Raw genomic sequence first — 24,994 nt, 5'->3', positions numbered from 1 at the left:
GCAAGATGAACAGGAGCGATGTGGTGTTACTTCATAATTAAACCCCGCACCTATTCTTTCACTTGATGCCAATATTGTTCAAAAAACACCCTTGGATTATCTGTTATGATAATCTGATTTAGATTTATATTTCCATTGATCATCTTCATCGATAGCCGATGTTTGCCGGCTTGTAATTCATCTCCAAGCTCTTGCAAAAACATGACTCTAAAATCATTTTCATCTACGGAACCCCAGCGATAACCTGGTTGAAATTGAAAAGTTTCTTTAGGATTGTCGTCCAAGGTTACCTGGATTTTTCGTGGCCTTCGATTTTCCTTGATTGCCATCCGCATCAATAAAAAATATCTTCCTGTCTTTTTAATATTAAATTCCGCTTCCATCGGTATTTCTTTTGCATCGTCATCCAGCTCAAGGTATTTGCCTTTGGAAACGGAAGGGTTATCTGAGGTTTTAATGAATGCTGCCATGTCAGAGATACGTGCAGTTTCAATATAGACTGTATTGGGAGCAGCTGAAGGTTTAAGGTCTTCCTTAAATTCACCCTTTGCATATAGGGAGATCGGACGTGAGAGTCCATCCGGGGTTCTTATAATAAAAGCTCCTCTGAATAAAGGGCGGCCATGTAGTCTGTTTTTGTCAAGTGTGACCCTGAGTTTAATAGACTCCCCGGGATTTAATTCCCCTGAAGAAGGGCGTACTTGAAACCAATTGAAAACCTTGTTTTGGTGGATTTTAAATTTGATGGCCTGTTTTTCCGAAGCAGGTAAGCTTAAGCTTACTTCCATTTCTGTTTTTTGAAAAGGAGCGATAAAACTCAACTCTTGGGGATAGGCGGTTAAAGCTAAGGGGCGAAATGGTAAAGCATTTATCCCATTTATGAAAGCACCCATGTTTTCTCCTTCAGGAAGGAGATTGGGTAGCGCTACTGATTTACCCGAAGCGATGCTATTAGGTGGCAATTGATAATTCCCCTTTAGTGGATCTATCAATTGCGGATCACCTGCAATACCATTCAATTCCAGACCATTGCGGTGATACCCTAATAGAACTTCTTGGGAGAGTTGAAGGTCATTTTCAATCCAAAATAAGTCATTGTCAAAATCGTCCCACTTTGCCCAGTCAACAGGGCTTTGATTGGCAGAAGAAAAGATATTATTGCGCATAAAACCAATTTGGCGGTGAGGAATTGGTTTGTGATAGCTGTGATAGGGTGCTGTATTGAACCCATAAAGTGTATTGTTTAAATAATACCTTTTACCACCCTGGGGATTTCCATGGCCATTTTTAAAGAAGTTAAATGTTAAACCGCTTTCATCGCCAAGGTTTGTAATTAGGTTGCCAAACACAAATTGTGGCCCTAGTATAGTAGCTCCTGTACTGACCCCCATTAAGGTGCCTTCTACCTTGTTTTGGTAAAATCGATTGTTCATTCCGCCTCCCTCTAGTTCTGCACTATCATCGTTACCAAAAGCCAGGTAATTACCATATATGTCACTATCCCTGTAAAAACCGCCCCTTGCAGCACCATTTTCAGAGGATTCAATAACATCATTCCACCGATGCTCATCGCTTCCTACCATGTCATTGTATCGGATCACATTACCTCCTCGTGAATTCAATACATATATGGCACTGGGTCCGGTAGGATGTGAAAACATCCAAGCATTGGCTCTCCCGCGAGGATCATGAATGTAAGATCGTTCTACTACTGTGCCGAGGCTATTCATTATTTTCACTCCAGCGTCATAATTTATCACTTTCCCATTCGAGTCCAGATACCTACCAATACTGTTGCTACTCCGTTTACTTTTACGCGTGAAAACCTGTTTGCCAATACGCCCCCAACCGGATATGTCACAGTTGATGATGCGTACATATTCCGATTCATGTACTTCAACTCCATGATTGTAGCCCCCTTCAATGGTTACATTTTCTAAGATTACATACTTCGCATTTTGAAATAGCACTGCAGCAGTTTGAGAATCCTTATCTATGTATTGTCTTTTTAATACCCACTCTGGTGGTGCAGTATATTTGATCCAGCCGTCCGATTTGCCCTCCTCGGTTATTACAATTCCTCCTTTATTATCCACTTTTACTTTACTCAAGTCGATTACTTTTGCGATGGGTGGATTACTAGTCCATGTGCGAAAATCTTCCTGAAAAATAATCTGGGTACTATCAAGTGAGGAGCGTACGCGTAATTGCCATTCGGTATTTTCTTCTAATCCAAAAATACTTCCTTTCCAAACCCCAACAGGTAGGTCGCTAATTGTCTTGAACGTAGCTTGCCAAGCTTCTGTCCCCTTGCGACGAAAATCAACAATATATTCCTTTTCTGATACTCCCTTGGGATAAAAATAATAGCTGCAGTTGTTAAAACTGGGTTTAATTTCAATTTCCCCTTTTTTCAAAACTAAATCAATGTCTAAGCCTTGGGCTGTTAGGCTAAATGAAAAAAACATCATCATGCATGCTAAAAAAGCATTCTTCATTCTATGAAAATTTAAGTTGTAAAGTTCTATTCTTAAGCGTCACGAAAAGCAATAAAGGAAGTTGAAAATCGTCACAACTGAATTTTTTGTTTATTTAATGATTGTCACCTTGCAGCCAGTGTAAAAGCAAGAAAAAGGCTAATAGTGATGGTTTAGATAGAGAAATACTTTAATTATCTAGCAAAATCTAGTATAATCTTATTTGCAGGGTTAAATTAAATGCGACCAAAAATTTTGGTTTTGGTCGCATTTGTTTGAAATGAGATATGAATCTCGATAAACGTCTATCCTCCAGAAATTCTTAATTTTCAAACTATTCACCATAATCACTCAATGTATTCTCAAACTTTAAATGAATAGCTTGAGGAGAATAAATAACCAAGTGGATCAATTAGTTTCATTTATACAGGGGGTAGTTATTATTAAAAGATAAATGAAACCCTGTTTAAAATAAGTCCTTTTGAAAGACCGATTAATTTTCTGAAATTATTATGGAGTTCTCTTCAAACTTCAAATCTCTATCTCTAAAGACCAGGGTATCTGAAGCTACATAAGTATTTCCATCAGCTTCATAAGTATAATTTAAATGCATCGATTGCATGTCAATTCCTATAATAGATTCTGTACTTGTATTTTTGTCCATAAATTGTCCACTTCCTGTTACGGCAAATGATGATCCTTCACTTGGGGTTATCACAATGTCCCCGCCAGGAGTTCCCCACATGTTTGGGAATTCCAAGTTCATCGCATACCCTCCTGTTGTGCTTGTGTTTTGGCTTATGAAATTAGTAACCGCAGTGTTTTTACCTGATGTTGTAAGAAAAACAATGTTGTCTCTTTCCACATGTATGTCCCTGTATGTTACAGTGTCAATTGGAGTATCTCCAGAATAAACAATGGTTTGTCCTCTCTGTAAATAGGATCCGTGATAACCGTTAACATATTTGATGCCATACAAGACCCAGTCTTTTGGGCTCTTACCTGCTTCCCAGTCATTAAGGTCTCTTTTGTCTGGGTTTTGTATATCAGCATTTGCTGGAGCGCCTACTAAAATACTATCCGCTGATGTATTTGTAATACGTAAAGGCATAACATAAGCACCACTTAAAGCTATAGGGTCATCAAAGAAAGCATTGGTCAATTGGACCCTAACGGTCCCATTAAATGATCCTCTGGGTATAGTTATCATTGATGAGTGTTCCAGGGTATAATATTCTGTAGGTAAAGGTTGAATCTTAATTGTTTCATCGTCAACAATAATGTAGGCACTATCTGTAAGGGAATTGTCAATTTCGAAATCTACAGACCAATCATTATTATTGGCCGCATACAGGCCCCCAATTGAAACGGCAATGTCAAATTGTAGGCTTTTATCCAGCGTGTTGTCAATTCTATCTTCTCCAAGAGATAATGTTCTTAACGGAAGTTGTATAGGGAAATATACGGCAGTATAATCAAAATCATAAAATTCGAATTCCTGGTCTTTGCAAGCCATTGTTCCAATGACTAATATTAAGTAAATAATTATCTTTTTCATATTATAGCCAATTAGTGAATTAATTCTTACCACCCGTTATTTTGTTTTAGATTGTACTTAAGCGTTTCATTGTATGGTATGGGACCATATATCATGAAGGGTTCATAAGTACGGTTTTCTACAACCCTGTAATCATAGGAATTCTCATCTTGTGAATTGGTAATATAAACACCTCTCACAGGTTCCTGCATGGTAGTGATATCATTCCATCTACGTATATCCCAAAACCTGAAATCTTCGAAACACAATTCAAGACGTCTTTCGTTTCTTATAAGTGTCCGCATTTCTTCAATCGAATTTATTCCATTCAAATAGTTGTCAGTTGATGATATTCCTGCGCGAGCGCGCAAACCTCTTACGATTGTTCTCGCTGTGAATCCATAACCATAAGGGTCTCCATCTGGTCCCCACGCTTCGTTTGCAGCTTCAGCGAAATTTAGATGTATTTCTGTCTCACGAAAGATGGTATAAATATGATTCGTAGAAACCTGATTACCTGGTCTAAGGCTTACACTTTCATCCATCAGTTTTTTTAGGTAATAACCAGTTCGGGTGGAATTTTCCTGTGCCCGAATACCATCTAATAGTTGGCCTTCATAGGTGAAAATTGTACTGTTCTTAAATTCAGATCCATTGTATATGATATAGGCGTCTAACCTTGAGTCTCTGTTTTTATAAGGATTGTCAGGATCATAGCCGCTTAGTTCATGGCTAATTGGATAGCCATTACTCATCGGGAATGCATCCACAAGGTTTTGAGAAGGGTTAGTTCTTGCAAAGCCAAAAAGAGACGGAGGGAAATTCTGATTCTCCCATGAAAGGGTTAATTGTCTTGATTGATTCCAAATTAGTTCCTTATTGTCTATGGTGGAATAAAAGGTTATTCCATCCTGGTACAAATCGCCCAATTCAATTAAAAATTCACCTGATATCTTTGCTGCATCATCCCAGCTTACGCCACTTGATTCCGAGAAAGCCGGGCTGGCGGCCTGTAAGACTACTCTGGATCTCAATGCTTTCGCTGCTTTGCCATTTATTCGGCCATCAATTTTACTCCCCATAACAGCATCGAAATTAGCATCACCTGTATTCACATAAACATCAGGTAAATTGGCTATCGCTACATCTATATCTGATAAAATACTATTAACGGACTCCGCATAGGTGTTTCGAGGTAATTCTAAATTGTCTTCCGGTAAAAGTGTATTATCAACTATCGGGAATCCCAATAATATTCCGTCTTCACTTTTTCCTCCATAAGCCCTTAGAAGTTCAAATTTATACCATGCTCTTAATCCATGGGCCTCTCCTTTTAGTCTTTTTAGATAAAGGGCGTTCCTGATGTCATTATCAGCAGCCGGTCTTGAGATATCCACGGCATAGTTCGCCGATTCATAAATATCCAGAAATTTATTCAAGTAATATATTTTAGTATAGTCCTCACTCCAAGAACCCAAGGCCCCATACTGAGAAGACCATTCACCAGTCGCCAAACGCAGATAACCGGAATTCAGGTCATTCGTAACCGCATCATCGGTAGCTGTTTCAGTGTTAAAACTATAACCATTTGGTAAGCCCGTATAGCCTTGCATTAACAGCCCTTCAACAAAGCTTGGTCTTGTCAATAAAATCTCATCAGTGTAGGTATTGTCTGGTTCAGGAAGAAAATAGTCATCACAAGAAATCAAGCCTATACATGCCAGATACAATACAAAATAGTTTAGTTTGTTCATCTTATTAATTTTCACCTATCAAAACTGTAAATTAACTCCGGTAGAAAATGATCTCATATTGGGAGCACTTCCTATCCTTAAATTCAATACATCGTTCATTCCTGAAAACATTACTAAATTGTTTCCCCTTAAGAAAAAACGAGCCTCATTTAGACCAATAAAACTCATGTCTGAAAATGTATAATTCAACTGGACGGTTTGTAATGAAAACCTATCGGTATTATATTGCCAGTAAGTAGAGTTTCTGAAATTATTTGAGCCGGTAGTTGTAGTTAATCTTGGATATGTTGCTGTTTCTGCCGTTTCAGGCGTCCACCGATCCAATACAAAGTTTGAATATTTATCATCTCCTCTAACCCAATAATAAGAGCCAGAATAAGCCCCATCAGCTCCAAACTGTCCTCTTCCAAGCGCAAAGAATTCAAATGCCTTATAGCTTAAACTCACATGTAAGCCCATCTCCATTCGGGATGTGTAGTTCCCAATCATCTGTTGGTCATTAACGTCAATTATCCCATCGTCATTAAGGTCTTTGTATTTTATGTCACCCGGACTTACTTCACCAAATGACTGGGCAACGTGGTTGTCAATGTCTTGCTGATCTTGGAATAATCCCAACGCAACGTAACCAAATCTGGCATCCGTTGGTTTTCCTGCCCTCATGCGGTATTCATCTGCATAAAAAGGTTCATCAATGGTAAGAATCTTGGGTACCGAATAAACCATATTGGCACCTATGTTTAGTTTTAAGCCTCCTACATTTGAAGCATGATTTATTCCAAGCTCAACTCCCTGAGTTTGTTGACTTCCATAGTTACTATAAGGAATAACTCCGATAAGGTCAGGAAGTGTATTGGTTCTTTGGACCACAAAGTCATAATTTTTATAGTAGAAGTAGGACGCTTGGATGCCTAATCGATAATCAAAGAGCATGGACTCAAATCCAATATTATAATTCATCATTTTCTCCCACAATAGATTGGGATTTCCTGGATAAATTCTTTGGCTAGCATTTGATGCCTGTCCATTTGCATAACTAAAAGTATTTTGAGCCCTATAATAATCGTAGGTGATTTTATCATCTGTTACATTTACATCTGTATTCAGAATACTCCAGTTTGCAGTGAATTTAAAATAGTCAATGGCAGCATCCTTGTTGAAGAAATCTTCTTCTGAAACCACCCATCCTAAACCAATTCCCGGGGAAAACGCGTATTTATTGTTATGCGTACCGAAATATATTTGCGATCCGGCATAGGTCCCGGTGAATTCTGCAATGTACTTGTTGGAGTACATGTAATTTGCCCGAATGCCGGCATGCCCATACCTCGTAGGTGTCCAAAGAGATTCTCGGGTGTTTACTTGGGAGAAAATCAAAGCATTGGCATTCAACTCATGAACTTTATTAAATTTCCTCGAGTAGTCTAGTTTGCCATAGAATGCAAAACCTTTATAAAAATAGCCATCAATAACAGTTTGGTCTGTTACCCTAACATCGTTACCAAGCTTGGTTATATTTGAAAGATTGTTATTGTCCTCTGTAAAAGTAGGAGAATAGGTTGCGTAGCTGTTTTGTTTTTCTTCCCAGCTAAAACTATAATTATTGAAGCTAACAAGCGCAGAAGCTTTTAGGCCTTGAGTTATACCTTTGAGATCAAACTCAAGCCCTGTGTTAATGTCCATTAACCAGCTAAACTGCTTGCTTGTGCCATTGAAGAGTAAATCTCCATAAATATTATTTTGGTAATTATTTGTACCTCCTAGTAAATACTGACCGTCCACCAGATTTGCTCCTGCAACTAATTCCGGAAATTCAGATGCTGCACTTGAAGGGATCAAGAGGGGGTATAAATTGGGGAGATAAGTTGATGAAACTCCCCAAAAGTCATTTCTTGACCAAAAATTACCTGAATACCGTGGAGCATTGGAGTTGTTGAGGATAAAGGAACTATTGAATTTTAGCTTAATAATATCCGTAATTTCATAATCAACAGCGGTTCTTAAATTAAACCTGTCGCTTTTTTCCTCTTGTCCGATTTTTATTAATCCATTATCTTGTCTCCATCCAATATTTACAAAAAACTGCCCGACATCATTTCCATTGGCAATATTTGCATTAAAATTATGGTAGGATGACGAATTTTTAAGGAAAGTAGAATTGTAATATTCTTGGTCTGGGTAGCGCAATGGATTATTCCCTAATTTTGAACCATTTATCTCTTCTTGTGAATACCTGGGGGTAAGTCCATCATTTTCCGAAGCTTCATTGTAAAGCTCCATATACTCTGAGGATGAAAGATATTCCGGATAAGAAATTGGCTTATTAATACCAGTTTGTAAATTGAAATCAAGAACCTTTTTATTTGCAGTACCTCTTTTGGTGGTAATAAGAATCACACCATTCTTTGCTCTTGAACCATACGATAGTGCAGAGGATAAGTCTTTAAGCACCGTTATATTCTCAATCTCTTGTGCAAAAATTTCATCATTCCTTAAATTACTCCAGTTTGGGTACACGTTATCGATTGGCATACCATTAATCACAATTAATGGATCACCCATTCCTCTAATATTATACGAGGAAAGTAACCCTGACACCCGGCCTCTAATCAGCTCGCTTACACTGCTCTCCTGACTGTATTCAAGTATGTCAGGTACATTAAGTGTTCCAACAGTTCCAGGAATTTGACGTAGGGTTAAAGTGTCAAAAGGGATATTCACAAGATCATCTAGACCTGTTTGAAGAGGTGTTTTTGTTAAAATAAATGCATCCTCACCCAATGAATAATTAAAGAGCCTGCCTTTATATCCATCTGCCTCAACAAAAATTTGAATATTTGGGGTGGATGCTATAGTGAATTCCCCACTTTGATTAGTCGTAACTGTTTCATTATTTTCACCGTAAGTGACGGTAGCGCCTGAAATTGGATTTCCATCATTGTCCTTAACAGTCATTTTTCTTTGCTCCTGAGCAAATGAAAAAACCTGAAAAACTAAGATTAAGGATAATGCTAAGAAAATAACCTTTGATATATTCTTCATATCTATTATTTTTTCATGTAACGTTTTGAGGTAGAATTACCAACCGGGGTTTTGTTCAAATTCAGGGTATAATTGAACCTGCTCACGGTAAATTGGTAACCAGTAATGTTTTGGATTGTCAAATACCCTGAGCGTGTGAAGGTTCCTGTTAAAATAGGTCCATTCTTTGTCGAAATCTAAAGTGTAGAGTGGCTTGTTTTCTTGGAGGTGGCCTATATACCATCTGCGTATATCTACCCAGTACCCATTGCCTTCAAAAGCCAATTCAACACTTCTTTCATTTCGGACAAGGTCCATGAAACTATCGTAACCGGTAGCCTCTGCTGTTACAGGAGGCATTCCAGCGCGTTCTCTAATAATATTTATTGCATCCACAGCAGTAAGGTTGGCTCCTGGAGCTGAGCCTAGAGGGCCATAGGCAGCAGTAACTGCCTCAGCATAATTCAGATAAACCTCTGCCAGTCGAATAAGGGAAGGTCTGAATTGATAATTTCTCCACTCATTGTCAAAAGTATTCATTCCATAGGGTATGAATTTTTTAATTAAATAGGTGCTTGCTGCCTGATTGCCAGGCCGGGCTGTTGGTTCGTCTCCAACATATCCATGCCAGACTGAACTTATATTGTCACCTACTTTATCTCTATCAACTGCTATATTGACCTTAAAGCGAGGGTCTCTGTCTTCCCAGCGTTTATTGTCATCTTGGTCGTAAGCAACTTGATATCGGCTCCCGTCTGCCATCTCGAAACGATCAACAAAGTTTTGAGAGGCAGTAGTCATTCCTCCTTCAGCTCCTAAATAATTGGGGTGCCAATGCAATCTTGCGGTCGACCACATTAGTGACCCAATTTCCTTAGTTGGCTTAAGCCAAAGTGTTTCAGTTGTCCAAACATTTGTACCATCATTATTATTATGAAATAAGCTACCGTAATCTTCCCAAGGAACCAGTGAATACACACCTTCGTCAGCCATTTTAATCACTTCCCAGCTAGCTGCGGCAGATCTTTTACTTAAATCTTCATTATAATTGAAATCATTTGTCGAAAAACCATTCATAAGAGGACTAGCGGCGAAAAGTAGAAACCTTCCTTTTAAAGCCAGTGCAGCACCTTTGGTAATTCTACCTGTATTGGTTCCTGGGCTATCTTGTCCAAGAACAGTATTGTCCCAATTGACCGGAAGCAGCTCAATTGCTTTGTCCATATCTGCATCGATTCTTTCTGCAGTTTCTTGATAGCTAAGCCGTGGTAGTTGGGGAACATCCGAGCCTTCAAAGAGAACATCCGCATAAGGCATCCCTCCAAACCCTTCAATAATTTGCTGGTGAAACCATGCTCTGAAAAAATAGGATTGACCTTTGATGATATCTTTCTGTTCTTCAGATCCTTGTAGCATGTCTATGTTTAGCAAAGCGGTATTGGCTCTTCTTATACCTCTCCATCCGCCATACCAGATACCACCTTCACCAAAATAATCCCATTCACCAACCCTCGGACGGTTATTAACCCAATAATAGTTGACCAGGCCCCGGCCAATTAAAGTCCAATATTCGCCTTTATTGGCGGCGGTAACTTTGTCGCTAAATATAAATAGACCTTCTCCTCCCCAATAAGGGACATAAGGAGCATATTGACCCAAGAGGTCCACTACTTCTGCATAATTATAATCCGTGTATCCCATATAGGATTCAAAGGTTCCAAATATATCTTCTTCAGTTATATCCGCTTCGGGTGTTCTATCAAGGTAATCTTCACAAGAAATGAATAGGAAAGGAAGAAAAATTATAAGAATCCAATTGCGTTTTAAAATTGATTTCATAAAACTTGAGTTTTTTAATTAAAATTCTAAATGCATACCCAAATTGACTCTTCTTAGCACGGGATACATGTGCCTGTTCGATACGTTGGAAAGTTGACTTACTTTATCCATATCAAGATAGACAGGTGAGAACATGAACAAATTGTTTCCTGTTAAAGATATCCGAGCATTAGAAATGTTTAGTTTGTTCAACCATGAGACATTCTTTCCCGTGATATTGTAACTTATTTCAGCGTTTTCACATCTTAGGTAATAGCGGGGGTAATTGATAAATCCCTGCCTTCCTCTACTCGAAAATCTGCTAGAGGCATTCATGGCATCTTCACCAAATCTTTCATTTTCCGGTGACCAAATATTGTCTACATAATGGTTTGCGATCCTTGCCACGCTGGAACCAAAACTTGATCCTGAGTATCTCCAGTTTAAGCCCGAAGAGAGATTATAAACTCCGTAAAAACTTATACTTGCACTGAAATTCTTGTAAGAGACACCGGCTGAAGGTGAGTAGGTGTGTTGTGGTCTAATCGGGTAATCTGCCGGTACGTTGTCATCAGCATCAACGACTCCATCAGCATTATAATCAAGCGTCTTAAAATCTCCGGGGAGTAAATCACTATTGTTTTCCGTACCTACAGAATTATAGATATCATTCCATGTACTATAAAAGCTATGCTCTCCTTGATTTAAAGTAGCTCTCCGGATGCCCATTTGGAAGCCTTCTTCCTTTTGATAAGCAGGCCTTAGTTCTGGATCACCTTTAAAAACCACATTGTCAATTACATAGGAGGCGCCGAATTTAAACCAGTAGCCAAAATTCCTTGTAGCTTGATTCCTGAACTCTGTTTCAATTTCCCACCCCTTTATGTCAACTTCACCTACATTGGCAGCAACAGGATCAGCACCGTAATATGCCGGTAATACCCTGTCACCCCCTGATAAAAATATATTGCTTCGGTGCTCAGTAAAATAGTCATATGAAAAGAGAAGTCTATTGTCAAAAAATGCAGCTTCAATACCATAATCTATTTTATGAGAAGTTTCCCATTGAATGTCAGGGTTTGCTATTGATCCTTCATACCGGTATGGGAATGGCGAAGAAACGGTGTAAGGAGCACCGAACTCCATGCCAACACCACCTGCTGGATTAACAATGTAACTATTGGTATACAACCATCGGTCTATACTTGCATCACTGCCCACTTTACCATTAGAATACCTGAATTTTAGGGTGTTCATGATGGGCCTGATTGGCTCAAAGAAGTCTTCATTGGATACAATCCAACCAACGGCTGCTGAAGGGAAAAACCCAAATCGATATTTTGGAGCAAATTTTTCTGACCCGTTGTATGCTGCATTTGCTTCTAATAAATAGCGGTCATCAAATCCATAAGTTACCCGTCCTACCCAGTCTTCACGGAAAGTGGGGAAAACAGACCCTATTGTTTTTTCTGCCCTGCTTACTAACGCCAAGCCGGTAACATTGTGTTTTCCAAAATCACCTTGGTAGTTTGCTTGAAATTGGTATAAAATTGAACGCGTCGTCCTATCGGTCAAGATACTTTGTGAATAAGTACGGGTGGGGTAAGGAGTCCAATCATAACCGTCAGCACCAGGCGTCCTGCTTGCTATGTTCCATGTAGTATACTCTTCCTCCAATTCGCTCAATGCAGTACCGGTTAGACTTGGACTAAACCTTGGGTCATCAACAATCGATTTTGAAATGTACTTGGTTAATGGACCATCATAATAAGTGGTTTTTCCGCTAGTACGGGATGAGTTATCGTACCCCAATCTTGCTTCCACTGAAAATCCTTTTACTATAAAACCTAGATCTTGTTTTAATGTAAAGTCAGTATTAAGCCCTGTTCCTCCCCAACGTTGCCCACTCGAGTAGCCAAAATCGTAGACCGAATTAGTCATAAGGTAAGCCCCTTCGTCTCGGGCATAAGTTCCGTCAGGATATTGTACCGGGAATATTTCGGGAGAAGATTCCCAGACACCTCTCCATGCACTGTCTCCACCTCCTCTTACTCCCTGGTCAAAAAAGTATCCTGATAAGCCAACTAGAAATGTTGTAGTAGGAGTGAGTTGAAAATCCAGGTTGCTCCTTAGGTTAAGCCGCTTAAAATCATTTTCTATGGTTGAGTTTGGGTCAATATTTAACGTTTTAAGCATGTCTGTTTCATTCAGGTAAGAAACAGTAGTGAAATATTTAACGAAATCCGTTCCCCCCGAGGCGGTTAAGTTGTAAGTCTGATCAAAGGTGTAATCTTTTAAATTTTCATCCCTCCAGTTAACATTTGGGAAGTAATAAGGATATTCATTGGTATTGAAATACTCTACCCATTCCTGAGGGTAGATGAAATCCCAACTGTTTGGTCTTAGTTGTACTTCATTTAAAATGGCGTTGTTCATTGTCTGAACTGCAGGATAAGAATCTGCAGGTCGTTGACCTTCTTGCATTCTGGATATGTTCTTAAATGTTGTTTTGGTATCAAAGGTCACAACAGCCCTTCCTTTACTTCCTCGTTTGGTAGTAATAAGAATCACCCCATTTGCACCTTTTACACCAAATACAGCTGTAGCAGAAGCATCTTTTAATACCGAAATAGATTCAACTGCATTGGGATCAACATTCAGTATATCACGCTCAATGCCATCCACTAATACAAGTGGAGATGAATTGTTCCAAGTGCTTTGTCCACGTATTAATAACTGGGCATTCTCTCCATTCCTTCCCGAATAATCCACTCCCCCAGGAACACCGGTAGAAATCATGCTTGTCAAACCTGGTGTAGATCCTCTTAGGGAGGTTCCGAGATCAGCACCTTGTATACTTCGCCTTACGTAGTCTCCTTCAACTTTCGAAATAGCTCCCACAAGACTTTCTTTATTTTGGGTTCCATAACCCACCACTACAACCTCATCCAAGGAAGCCATGTCTTCCTCTAATACAATATCAATCACACTTCTGCCACCGATTGCAATGGTTTGAGTTTCAAACCCTATATACGAAATTACCAAAGTAGAACCTTCCGGTACAGATATAGTATATTTACCATCAAGATCGGTAACTGTTCCGGTACTAGTTCCAGGTAAAGAGATGGTTGCTCCGGGAATAGGCTCTCCTTCAGCGTTGATTACCGTGCCGGAAATAGTTACATCGGCAAGCTCAGTAATTTCTGCTTTTTCCTTTGGCTTCTTAATGGCGGGTTTAACGTGTATGTTCTCATTCACCTGAACAAAACTCAGTTGGGTTTGTAGAGAAATGGATTCAAGTACCTTGTAGACTGTATTGGAATCCACCACAGTCACCTTTTGATTTAGGTCTACAAGTACATGATTGTAGGTGAATTTGAATTCAGTCTTGTTTTCTACTTGGCGAAAAACTTTGGAAAGACTTTTTCCATCGACTTGTAGTGAAAGCCTTACATCCTCAATTGACTTATGCTGAGCATTCCCATTGTTTGCCAATAAAATAGTGCACATAAATAATTGCACCAGAAAAGCGTATAATAATCTTTTTGACAGCATTATTAATTGTCTAAGTACATTTTTATTCATACTATTGTTTAGTTTAAGTTGTAAGACTTGAATGTTGGCCATTGTCGATTTTTGAGAAGAATCAATGGTCGGATTTTGGCAACGCTCGCTCCCCCACGGAACGAGTGTTGTCTTTTGCTATAGAATTTTATTTAATTGCCCATGTTTATATGGCCTTCTTAATTGTTATATTTTTACCTTCAATTTTATAAGCCAACCCGGAGGTGTAAAGCATCCCTTTTAATACATTTTCTAAACTCTCTTCTTTATAGGTTCCTGAATAGGTTATGTTAGTATTAATGTTGCCCTGTAAAATCAACTTTACACCATACCAATTTTCTATTTTTTCTTTGACCTCGACGAAAGAGTTTTCTCTAAAAACAAGTGTTTGGTCTTTCCAACCTGTAATGGTCAAAAGGTCAAAACCAGTTTTATAATAAGCTCCTTCTTCATCTCTAACCATCATTTCAGAAGGTTTTAGTTGCATATGGTTTCCTTCTTGGTCATTGATGTGTACTTTTCCACTCACCAGGGCGACCTTTAAGGTGCCATTTTGCTTTTGGTTAACATTAAAGGAGGTGCCCAAGACTGTAATTTTAGTATTGCCGGTTTCCACGACAAATGGCCTGTTCTCTTTTTGGACTTCAAAATAGGCTTCACCTACAAGTCTTACCAGCCTTAGACTGTCGTTAAATCCTGAGGTATAGCTTATTTCACTTCCCGAATTAAGAAATATCTTGGATCCATCAGATAAAGTCAGAATGGATTTTTTGCCAGGTGGATTTGCTCTCTTAATCATTGTCACATTGTGACTTGATGACTCAGAAATGCTATTTGGACTGAAAATAAGTTTGTAACAGACTCCCACACAAAAAAGGATTAAAATACAGGCCGCAATTCCTCTCCATGGGAATTTAGGTTTCTGGTATTCAGCTTCCATTTTTGTTTTTTTTAAACCCGAATTATTGTCAGCTTTTAATATATTTTCAAAAGCTTCAACATAGCGGCGATCGTTCATCAGTGGCTTAGACTTGTAATGGACCGAACTTATGATAAGGTTAGCTTGCATTACTATGTCTCGCTTTTCAGGATGCTGTTCTAGCCATTTTTCCCAAAAATGACGATTGTTGTCATTTGGATTCTTTACCCAATGAATAAAAAAATCATCCATTAAGAAGTCATCAATATTATAATCTTCGTATTTCATATAAAGTGGATAAATAGCCACTAATTAAATCGTTCTATCCTCTGTTTTTGATAATTAGTTTTAAAGATGCCAAAGCGCGGTATATAATTTTTCTAGCAGATTTTACTTCGCTAAATTCCATCACCTCAGAAATTTCCTTGAAATTCATCCCTTCTTCATAAAGAAGTAGAATGGCTTGACGTTGTCGGGGAGTTAGTAAATTCATGGCGGATTCGATTTTCTCTTTCCGCTCCATTTCATATTCCTGTTGGATGAGTTTGGTTTCGTGGCAGATTTCTATTGGGAATACTTTGTCATCATGAGCCCATGAACTAAAGGAAGAGCGTTTTTGTCTTTTAATACTTCGCAGCACTTCTCTTCGCATGGTTTTGTATAGATAAGCTTTTATATTATTTACCTCTTTTAAATGGCCTCGTTTTCGTCTCAAATCAATGAATATATTCTGAATGCAATCCTGTAACATCCCCTCATCCTTGGAAAATTGACCCCCATATTGAAACAATGTTGGGGCATAAATACGGTAGATATAATTGAAAGCTGCTTCATTCCCTTTATTAAAAGCGCGCCAAATATCATTATCCGTTCTGCTTTCATATTGTTTAATTGACTCAGAATGCTTTAAGGGGAAGATTGAGGGATCTTTAGTGTGTAGTGGATTCTGCATTGTTGAAATCAGTGGTTTTTGAGGCTGTATATTATAAAGAGGAAGCCAATTGGTAGAATGACCCCATAAAGTTTTATTAATTTTTAGAAAAATAATATATTATTGAATTTTATATTCAAATGGCGAGTTTTTTCATTAAAGAATTATCTCCTTTTAAATGGAGAATACTTTAAAATCTATTATGAACAAGTCAAATCCAATCATCATCTATTTATCATTTACTATTTAATGAATTAGTTGAATTTTTCTTGTTTTTGAGTGGTCAGTAATTTTTATGTATTTTGCTCTGAAATGAAAAAAATTGTGAAAGATGATTTCCCGAAGATGAATTGAAAACGATGGCATAGATGGAACAACGCCTATAACATTTCGCCTTCAATTACTTCCTTTTTACTATCTAACTAAAGCTTTATGAAATCTAAAAAATATTTAATACTTATTGTCTTATTACTGGCCTCATTTTCAGGTTTTTCGCAAACAAGGCCGGTAGGTGTTCGTTTCGATTCTTCAACACTTTTACGCAAAGGGAATTTTGGAGACAATTGGTGCCAAACATGGGCCATTGATGACAATGTATATACGATTTTGGATGACGGAAATGGATGGTGGGGAAGTTCAGAGAAGTTGAACAGCTTAGCTGATTGGGAAGGATCTATGTTCTTACAGATTTCGGGGGATCAAAATTTTACCGAAAAAAATGTTAAAAAAATGCCTGGATGGCCCATAAGTTTGGTAGATTCTCCATTGTATGGTTACGGTACTTTGGCTGTAGATAGTACGATTTACATGTGGCTTTGGAGAAGTGAAACTGATACCTGGTATAGAAGAGCCACCGGCAATAGGCTTTTGTATACAAAAGATTTTGGTAAAACGGTCTATCGTTGGGATGGAACCTTGGAAAACTATAAATCTTATCAGGAGTTGGATTCAACAGCCTTTTTCTTCTACAAAGAAGATCCAAGGCCTAAAGAAGGGAAAGATGCCTATGCTTTTAACTGGATTGCCTTTTTGCAAAATGGGAAGGCCAACTCAGCCGCTAAGGATGAGTATATTTATATGTACGCTCCCGAGCAGCATGATCCACGTAACTTGGCCTTAGCAAGGGTACATAAGGATAAAATATTGGAAAAATCAGCCTATGAATATTTTCAAAAAATCAATAATGATCAACCAATTTGGACTTCAGACATGGGTCAGAGAGGTGCTACAATTCAGTACCCTGAGGCCGGTGAAGGTGAGCAATGGATGTGGTCGAGCTGGTTTCCTAGTGTCGTCTACAATGCCGGCCTTGATTTGTATATCATGACCAGTTATGGAATTAAGGATCCAAGTAAGGAATACTGGGATGGCTGGTGTAGGGATTGTCCACTTCCGGGAAGCATTGGGTTTTGGTATTCAGAAAATCCTTGGGGACCCTGGGAACAGTTTTATTATAAAGATACTTTTTATCCTGACGATCAGGAAAATCGTACCTATGGATTGAAGTTAAGTCCAAAATGGATCAGTAAAGATGGCAAAAAGATGGTGTTGATCTGGTCTGATGCCGGAAATAACCACAGTACCTATTACAAATGGAATCAAATGGAAATCGAAATACTAACTGATTGATTGAGAGTCAGATCAAAAGAAGGTTTATTACTTGTGATCGTTTTATTTTTGTTTAAGCTATCACTAAGTGAAAAATCCTTATCTTGAAATGATTATTATTCCTAAGTAATTTCTTTGACTATTTTTTTGAAGAGTTATTAAGGGGTAGCATAAAAAATAACCTCAATATTATATTTAAAATCATGGTAAAATTAGTCGTAATGTACGGTCATCCGGAAGAACCTGAAGCCTTTGAGGCTTACTATTCTGAAACACATCTTCCAATTGCTGCAAAAATAAAAGGCTTAAGCAAGGTGGAGTTTACTAAGTTTGTGGGTACTCCGGATGGAGGTAAACCTATTCATTATAGAATGGCAGAATTGTATTTCGAGTCCTTAGAGGAGTTGCAAAAACAAATGGCTACCCCCGAAGGGCAAGCTGCTGTAAACGATATTCCTAACTTTGCTACAGGTGGTGTGGATGTGATGATTGGAGAAGTTTAAAATTGAATGAATACCTTTTTGGCTTGGTACGTACATTGTTTTTATAAAAACCATACTAAAAATATTTGTCAATGAGCAAGAAGATAGCTATTAAAATAATGTTTGGCCTGCTAGGAGCAGTTTTAATCTATCATTTTTTGATCTTCTTTGAGTTTATTCCTTATGATAAGGTATGGGCCGGTAGACTCAAGTCTGTTGAGGAAATGAAGACTTTTGAAACCTTCTCCATATTGGTGAATGTCTTTATGATAACGGTGATGATCATCAAGTACCAAAATCTCCAAAATCAGAACCCAAACAGAATAATAGATATTCTGATTTGGGTTTTTGCCTTGTTTTTTTCATTGAATACCTTTGGGAATTTATTTTCACAAAACATCCTAGAGTTAATTTTTGGAACATTGTTTACTCTGATTGCTGCAATCCTTTGCGTGCTTATAGCTAAAAAGAAGAAATGACTGTAATCATGTTTTCTTATTTTCGGACTTTATTAAAATTATAAGGAGTACTCCCCTACACAGATGAATAAATACATGTTGATACTATCCATGGTTGTAGCTATTCAAGGCTGTGGTAATCCAGAGGCAAAAAGGTCCAAGTCTCAGGTCATAGAAACAGAAACATTGCCGGAAGACCAATATGAATTGATTTTGGACAAGGTGAAGGCATTACCAAATCAAGCTGAGCTTGCTATTGCCATTATTGAAAATTGGAAGGTTAATTTTGTAGGAGTCAAACGCGAACAGGATTCAACAGTGTTTCTACAAAATAAGGACAAGGTTTTCGAAATTGGGTCCATTACAAAAGTTTTTACAGGCACTTTGCTGGCCAACTACCTGGTGGAGGGAGAGGTGAATTTGGAGGATCAAATTGATAAATATTTAGGTTATTCATTGAAGGAGGATGTTAAAATTACACTGAAGCAATTGGCTACCCATAGCTCCGGCTTACCTAGGGTGCCTGCAAGTTTGGAGGCCTTAAGTTTAGAAAACCCTTACAAGGATTTTGGAGAAGAAGAACTAAAAACCTATTTGACCCATGACCTGCGAATGAAGCATAAACCCGGGGAAGTTTCTGATTACTCAAATTTGGGGGTAGGCCTGTTAGGCTATGTGTTAAGCAATAAAGCACAAATGACTTACGAAGAGATGCTACAAAAGGAAATTTTTTCTAAATACGGAATGAATGCTTCAACTACAATAAGGAGCAAGGTGGAAGATAAATTGGTTATAGGACTTAATGATAAAGGAGAAGAGGTGTCCAATTGGGACATGTCAGTGCTTATGGGTGCCGGTGGAATTTTATCCTCGGTAAAGGATATGTCTAAGTTTGCCTTGGCTCAATTTGACAGTTTAAACCGAGAATTGGTGCTTTCAAGAACAGCATTTTTTGAGGTAACTGAGAATTATTCTATGGCTTTGGGTTGGAGTGTTATCCAAACGGAGTCGGGAGCTGTTTGGAATTGGCACAATGGTGGAACAGGCGGCTATACCTCGTCCATGATAATAGATGTGAAAGCGAAAAATGGGGTGATCATTCTTTCCAATATATCGGCTCTTGGTGAATTGACCAATACTATCACAAGCTTGGCACCGGCTTTAATGGATGATATTAAAGGTGAAGAAATTGATTCGGACAGCAAATGAATTGATATCGGGAATCACTTCTTAAAAAAATGGGCGCTTTTAATTACAACATCTCCTTTGGGATAGTATAAACTGCAATGCCAGGATCCTCGTCAGTAGTCAATCCATAAATTTCATTTGTATCTTCATTAATAACAAAATTGATGAGTGACCTATCCAACTTTAAATTCCAGAGGGGCTTTCCTTTGTGATCAAAAACCCATATTTGCTCAGCTATAACCGATGTTTTGTTGATTTCAGATAGGCTTACTCCCCCATACAATGCGAAAATATAGCTTTTAGTAACAACAGCATCTCTGTAGCGAAAGGAAGGATTTGTTCCCAGGTATAAATCATTTCCAATTAGTTCAAATGCTGGCAATGCTAGATCCGGCCCATCAATGATGATAAAGGATTTGTCCCGGTTGTCAAAAATTTCAAGCCTATCTCTGAAAAGTCCCACTCTAATAAAAAGACCTTCCCCAGCATTTCCTTTAAAAAAACCGCCGTTTAAGCGGGACAGTTGGTGATCATTCAGATCAGGTCTATCCTTTATCTTCTCCCAATTTCCATATCCTCCGATTTTATTACCTTCTTTATCAAATTCCAATATTCGATGTTTATCAACCCTTGAAATACCAAGAAAACTGCTGTCAGATGCCGGTGTTAAAAACCAAAGACCCTTCATGGGCTCAGTCATTTTCCATTCATTTTTGCCAAGAAGTGTAGTGTCCGACATTGAATATTCCACCAGTTTCCTTCCATTCATAGAATAGGTTCAGAAAGTATTGCCATTTTCTCCTTTATAAAACAAACTAGCGCTGGTTATTTCTAAAGGACCTTCGCCATGTTTTCCCTTTGGTTTATCATAAGTCCAATCCTTGGAATTGATAATATGAATACGGGGACGTTGCTCGGGAACCCTGTGTCTTTCAGATATTAGAATCTTGCTGTCAATTATTCCAATATTAGCTGGATTGATGATTTCTTCGAAATAATGTTTATCGGATTTTAAGGGGATTATAGTGAAATCCTCTTTTTGGATAATGATATAATTGTCGTTTTCTTTTGATGTCCCACAGGAAACAAATAGAATTAGGAATAGCATTATTCTGTTCATTCATTAATATAATATGAATTAGAATGACATGCAATTAAAAGATTAGTTTAGTTGATAAAGGAAAAGGCCTTAATTTTTTATAATAACATGAAGAAAGAGGCCTTGATTGGCCGGAATATTAATTTTACCCACGAAAAAGTAATATATTTATTTTCTAATTAAGATTGTAGCAAACAGCATTTTCACACTAACAATCTTGTTTGTAACTTTATCCCGGATGATTTGACCAAATAGCGTCAACTTCACTGGAGTCGGTGGCAGAATTAATGGCAGCTATTTTGTGGACAAACTTCAGATACAATTAAAACACTATATGGATACTAACGAAAAATTTCTTTACAAATACCTAAACAATGCCTCTCCAACAGGCTTTGAAGCTTCCGGCCAACAGATTTGGTTGGATTATATTAAACCTTTTGTAGATGAGTATTTTACAGATGCTTATGGGACGGCAGTGGGAGTGATCAATCCTGATGCAAAATTCAAGGTTGTCATCGAAGCGCATGCGGATGAGATTAGCTGGTTTGTGAATTACATTACCCCGGAGGGATACATTTATGTGATAAGAAATGGAGGGTCCGATCATATGATTGCCCCTTCGATGCGTGTCAATATTCATACAGACAAAGGTGTGGTGCCCGGCGTTTTCGGCTGGCCGGCGATACATGTCAGAGACAAAGCGAAAGAAGAGACGCCCAAAATGGAAAATATTTTCATTGATATAGGTGCCAGGTCAAAAGAGGAGGTCCTTGAAATGGGCGTTCACGTGGGAAGTGTCATTACATTTAATGACGAGTTGACAGAATTGAATAAAAAATTCTATTCGGGAAGGGCTCTTGACAATCGCATTGGTGGATATATGATTGCTGAAGTGGCGAGGTTATTGAAGGAACAAAAGGTGGAATTGCCATTTGGTTTGTATATAGTCAATGCAGTGCAGGAAGAAATAGGCTTAAGGGGAGCAGAGATGATTGCGGCTAGGATCAAGCCTGATGTGGCCATTATAACAGATGTGTGCCATGATACTACAGCTCCAATGTACAGTAAAATTGCTAGCGGTGATTATACTGCGGGTAAGGGTCCTGTGCTAACCTGCGGTGCAGCAGTGCATAAAAAGTTATTGGATTTGATCATTGACAGTGCCAAGAAAGAAGATATACCTTTTCAAAGATCAGCTTCTTCAAGGAGTACAGGGACTGATACAGATGCCTTTGCCTACTCGAATGGAGGAGTGCCGGCAGCTTTGATTTCATTGCCTTTGAAATACATGCATACTACTGTAGAAACTGCCAGTAAGGAAGATATTGAAAATGTTATAGAATTAATGATTGCCTTCTTAAAGGACTTTGACCTAAATTTTGATTTTAGGTACGTAAAGTAAGCGTTAATAAAGGCGGGGTATCCCGTCTTTATTAATTTTAAGTATCCCTTTTTTTGATAAACTCAAGATTTATGAAAGTTTTTATAAATAAGATTATTCCCGAGATTGGATTTAAATTGCTTGAAGAAGCAGGAATTGAATATACTGTTTGGAAAGAGAAGCCTATTTTGGATAGGGGACAAGCCATTCAGTTTTGCAAAGGTCATGATGCTTTTTTAAGTGTTGGTCAGGCTGGATTGGATGCTGATTTTTTCAAGGAATGCAAGCACCTAAAGGTGGTGGCACTGCATTCAGTAGGATTTGATGGGGTCGATATAAAAGCAGCCACAGCAAATGGAATACCTATAGGAAATACACCCAATGTATTGAATAAAGCCACCGCTGAAACGGCTTTGTTATTGATGTTAACTGTATCCAGAAAAGCACTTTATCTTCATGAAAAAATAAAAAAAGGGGAATGGGGTGCATCCCAACAACCTACCCAAGACTTGGGGGTTGATTTGGCAGGGAAAACCCTCGGAATAGTTGGATTGGGAAGGATTGGGACCGAATTGGCCAAGATTTGTACCCAGTCTTGGGGGATGAAAATTCTTTATCATAACCGAAGTGCCAATGTTTCAGCGGAGAAAGAGCTTGGAGCAAAGCGAGTGAGTATGGATGAGCTATTGGCTCAGAGTGATGTGGTCTCCGTGCATACTGCACTTACACCCGAAACGAAGGGCATGTTTGGGATGGAGCAGTTTAGCAAAATGAAAAATTCTGCGATATTTATCAATACCGCCCGTGGAGGGGTACACAATGAAGAAGAATTGATAGAAGCTCTGCGCCAGAATATTATTTGGGGGGCAGGCTTGGATGTAACAAACCCTGAGCCCATGTCCAAAGATAATCCGCTGTTGGAAATGGACAATGCGGTGGTTTTTCCACACATTGGGTCTGCTACAAAAGAAACCAGAGATAAAATGTCTAGTTGTGCTGTTGAGAATATCATTGCAGGTTTAAAAGGTGATCCTTTGCCTTATCCTGTGAATCCTGAAGTGTATCAAGCGGAGTAAAAGGAAACTACCCTAAGGCTACATCTAAAACCATCATGATGATAAAACCACCGATGAAGCCCATTGTGGCCAAGTCGGTGTTTCCATCCTGTTGGGATTCCGGGACTACCTCTTCAATTACCACAAATATCATGGCTCCTGCAGCAAAGGCCAAAGCATAGGGTAATATTGGTGTGAATATTGAGACAGCCACAGCTCCCAATACACCCGCTATGGGCTCTACCAATGCGGAAGCTTGTCCCATCATAAAGCTTTTTCTCCTGCTTAAGCCCATCCTTCTAAGAGGAACAGCTACAGCTATTCCTTCCGGAAGGTTTTGAAGCCCTATCCCTATAGCAAGAATCAAAGCTCCGGCTATGCTGGCTTCAGGAACACCGGAGGCAGCTCCACCAAACAGCACGCCTACAGCCAAACCTTCAGGGATATTATGCATGGTGATGGCCAATACCAATAGAGTCGTTCTTTGCCAAGGTGTTTTAATTCCTTCTGCTTTCTTGAAATTGATATGAACATGGGGCAATATTTTGTCCAGAACAAAAATAAACAGGGCACCTCCAAAAAAACCTATCGCCGCAGGAATGACTTTTGCAAAGCTTTCACCCTCAGTCATGTTAATGGCAGGAGCCAAAAGGCTCCAAAAACTAGCCGCAATCATTACTCCTCCGGTAAAACCCATCATGGTATCTAAGAAAGGCCTGTTTAATTTCTTAAAGAAAAACACGAAAGCAGCTCCAACTGCAGTGACAAACCAGGTAAATGTAGTAGCTATAAGTGCGGCATAGGCCGGTGAAATACTACTTAAATAGTCAACGAGTATATCAAACATTCTTTTTATTTTAAAATATATTTCTGTTACTATTGGTGAATTTCCAAACCTAAGAAATCTTAAGCCTGTGGAAATCACCTGAAACAGCTTGGGTTTTGTGAAGTTTATTTTGGGTTTAGTCAAGGCAAATTTAAATAGTTAGATTGGGCTAACAAATTTATTTCAATATTTTTTTATCTTTGTTTTGAAATAATTAAAGCAATGAACAACAGCCAATCCATAGAAAATTACCTAAAAGTGATTTTTAACCAAGCCATCGCTTCTGATGATGTCAATACCACAAGTATTGCCCAAGCCCTTGAAGTCAGTCTTCCTTCAGTTAACAGTATGGTTAAAAAATTAGCGGGGATGGGTTTATTGGAGTACGAAAAATACAAGCCTCTCAAGATTACAGCTAAAGGGAGAAAGATGGCCGCTATGATTATCAGAAAGCACAGGCTTACAGAAATGTATTTGGTGGAAAAGATGGGCTTTGGCTGGGAAGAAGTACATGAAATAGCAGAGCAGTTGGAGCATATCCAATCAACTGCTTTTTTTGATAGGATGGATGAAATTTTGGGGTACCCGGAAAGAGACCCACATGGTTCTCCCATTCCCACAAGTACCGGGGAAATTGCCACCCAAAAATTCAGGTTGCTTTCTGATTGTCAGCCTGAGGAGTTAGTGACATTAAAGGCATTAAGCAAAACTTCAGATGAATTTTTAAAATACCTAAACAGCAAGGGCCTTGCATTAGGGGTTGAGGTGGAAATTTTGGAAGTGGAACCTTATGACAAAAACATGACGGTATCTTACAGCGGACAAAAAGAAGTTTTATCGGCCTTGGTATGTTCCAAGCTTTTGGTAAGTTAAGAA

Annotated in this window: 18 protein-coding genes; 7 read left to right on the top strand and 11 right to left on the bottom strand. The window is 38.6% G+C overall.

The annotated features are described in order from the left end of the window. Positions 1-50: 50 nt before the first annotated feature. From Q4534_RS19295 to Q4534_RS19260, 8 genes are all read right to left on the bottom strand, one after another. On the bottom strand, positions 51-2,498 hold the full coding sequence (locus Q4534_RS19295; protein ID WP_303614788.1) for a BACON domain-containing protein: 2,448 nt from the start codon (positions 2,496-2,498) through the stop codon (positions 51-53). Between the two features lie 472 nt (positions 2,499-2,970). Further along, a complete protein-coding gene (locus Q4534_RS19290) occupies positions 2,971-4,035 on the bottom strand; it encodes a BT_3987 domain-containing protein (protein ID WP_303614787.1) in 1,065 nt (354 codons plus the stop codon). A 26-nt stretch (positions 4,036-4,061) separates the two neighbouring features. Next, entirely contained in the window at positions 4,062-5,768 is a 1,707-nt protein-coding gene (locus Q4534_RS19285; protein WP_303614786.1) for a RagB/SusD family nutrient uptake outer membrane protein, read from the bottom strand. Positions 5,769-5,786: 18 nt separating this feature from the next. Beyond that, a complete protein-coding gene (locus Q4534_RS19280; RefSeq protein WP_303614785.1) occupies positions 5,787-8,810 on the bottom strand; it encodes a SusC/RagA family TonB-linked outer membrane protein in 3,024 nt (1,007 codons plus the stop codon). Between the two features lie 36 nt (positions 8,811-8,846). After that, the gene (locus Q4534_RS19275; RefSeq protein ID WP_303614784.1) at positions 8,847-10,628 is read right to left on the bottom strand and encodes a RagB/SusD family nutrient uptake outer membrane protein; all 1,782 of its coding nucleotides are present in this window, start codon (positions 10,626-10,628) and stop codon (positions 8,847-8,849) included. Positions 10,629-10,646: 18 nt separating this feature from the next. Then, a complete protein-coding gene (locus Q4534_RS19270) occupies positions 10,647-14,192 on the bottom strand; it encodes a TonB-dependent receptor (RefSeq protein ID WP_303614783.1) in 3,546 nt (1,181 codons plus the stop codon). Positions 14,193-14,337: 145 nt separating this feature from the next. Continuing rightward, positions 14,338-15,378: a FecR family protein gene (locus Q4534_RS19265; RefSeq protein ID WP_303614782.1), complete on the bottom strand. Its 1,041-nt coding sequence runs from the start codon at positions 15,376-15,378 to the stop codon at positions 14,338-14,340. Positions 15,379-15,412: 34 nt separating this feature from the next. Further along, the gene (locus Q4534_RS19260; RefSeq protein WP_303614781.1) at positions 15,413-16,042 is read right to left on the bottom strand and encodes an RNA polymerase sigma factor; all 630 of its coding nucleotides are present in this window, start codon (positions 16,040-16,042) and stop codon (positions 15,413-15,415) included. Between the two features lie 411 nt (positions 16,043-16,453). On the opposite strand from Q4534_RS19260, the gene Q4534_RS19255 reads away from it, so the two are divergent. From Q4534_RS19255 to Q4534_RS19240, 4 genes are all read left to right on the top strand, one after another. Then, complete coding sequence (locus Q4534_RS19255; RefSeq protein ID WP_303614780.1) at positions 16,454-17,650, top strand: hypothetical protein; 1,197 nt, start codon at positions 16,454-16,456, stop codon at positions 17,648-17,650. A 182-nt stretch (positions 17,651-17,832) separates the two neighbouring features. After that, a complete protein-coding gene (locus tag Q4534_RS19250) occupies positions 17,833-18,132 on the top strand; it encodes an EthD family reductase (protein WP_303614779.1) in 300 nt (99 codons plus the stop codon). Positions 18,133-18,203: 71 nt separating this feature from the next. Further along, positions 18,204-18,590 carry a hypothetical protein gene (locus Q4534_RS19245; protein WP_303614778.1) on the top strand — a complete coding sequence of 129 codons (387 nt, stop codon included), beginning with the start codon at positions 18,204-18,206 and terminating at the stop codon, positions 18,588-18,590. A 75-nt stretch (positions 18,591-18,665) separates the two neighbouring features. Next, positions 18,666-19,778, top strand: coding sequence for a serine hydrolase (locus Q4534_RS19240; RefSeq protein WP_303614777.1), 1,113 nt, complete (start codon positions 18,666-18,668; stop codon positions 19,776-19,778). Positions 19,779-19,821: 43 nt separating this feature from the next. On the opposite strand, the gene Q4534_RS19235 is transcribed toward Q4534_RS19240, so the two are convergent. After that, positions 19,822-20,526 (bottom strand): BF3164 family lipoprotein, encoded by a 705-nt coding sequence (locus Q4534_RS19235; RefSeq protein ID WP_303614776.1) that lies wholly within the window; start codon positions 20,524-20,526, stop codon positions 19,822-19,824. 9 nt (positions 20,527-20,535) lie between these two features. Then, positions 20,536-20,877 carry a hypothetical protein gene (locus tag Q4534_RS19230; RefSeq protein WP_303614775.1) on the bottom strand — a complete coding sequence of 114 codons (342 nt, stop codon included), beginning with the start codon at positions 20,875-20,877 and terminating at the stop codon, positions 20,536-20,538. Positions 20,878-21,190: 313 nt separating this feature from the next. On the opposite strand from Q4534_RS19230, the gene Q4534_RS19225 reads away from it, so the two are divergent. After that, on the top strand, positions 21,191-22,258 hold the full coding sequence (locus Q4534_RS19225) for a M42 family metallopeptidase (RefSeq protein WP_303614774.1): 1,068 nt from the start codon (positions 21,191-21,193) through the stop codon (positions 22,256-22,258). A 71-nt stretch (positions 22,259-22,329) separates the two neighbouring features. Next, positions 22,330-23,313, top strand: coding sequence for a D-glycerate dehydrogenase (locus Q4534_RS19220; RefSeq protein ID WP_303614773.1), 984 nt, complete (start codon positions 22,330-22,332; stop codon positions 23,311-23,313). A gap of 7 nt (positions 23,314-23,320) precedes the next feature. Here the strand turns inward: Q4534_RS19220 and Q4534_RS19215 are convergent, their stop codons facing one another. Next, positions 23,321-24,139, bottom strand: coding sequence for a ZIP family metal transporter (locus Q4534_RS19215; protein ID WP_303614772.1), 819 nt, complete (start codon positions 24,137-24,139; stop codon positions 23,321-23,323). 201 nt (positions 24,140-24,340) lie between these two features. On the opposite strand from Q4534_RS19215, the gene Q4534_RS19210 reads away from it, so the two are divergent. Beyond that, the gene (locus tag Q4534_RS19210) at positions 24,341-24,991 is read left to right on the top strand and encodes a metal-dependent transcriptional regulator (protein ID WP_303614771.1); all 651 of its coding nucleotides are present in this window, start codon (positions 24,341-24,343) and stop codon (positions 24,989-24,991) included. Positions 24,992-24,994 lie beyond the last annotated feature (3 nt).

Source organism: Cyclobacterium sp. 1_MG-2023 (assembly GCF_030546805.1).
Classification (GTDB): Bacteria; Bacteroidota; Bacteroidia; order Cytophagales; family Cyclobacteriaceae; genus Cyclobacterium.
The sequence above is the reverse complement of the archived record's forward strand: the minus strand, read 5'-3'. Positions and strand labels throughout refer to the sequence as shown.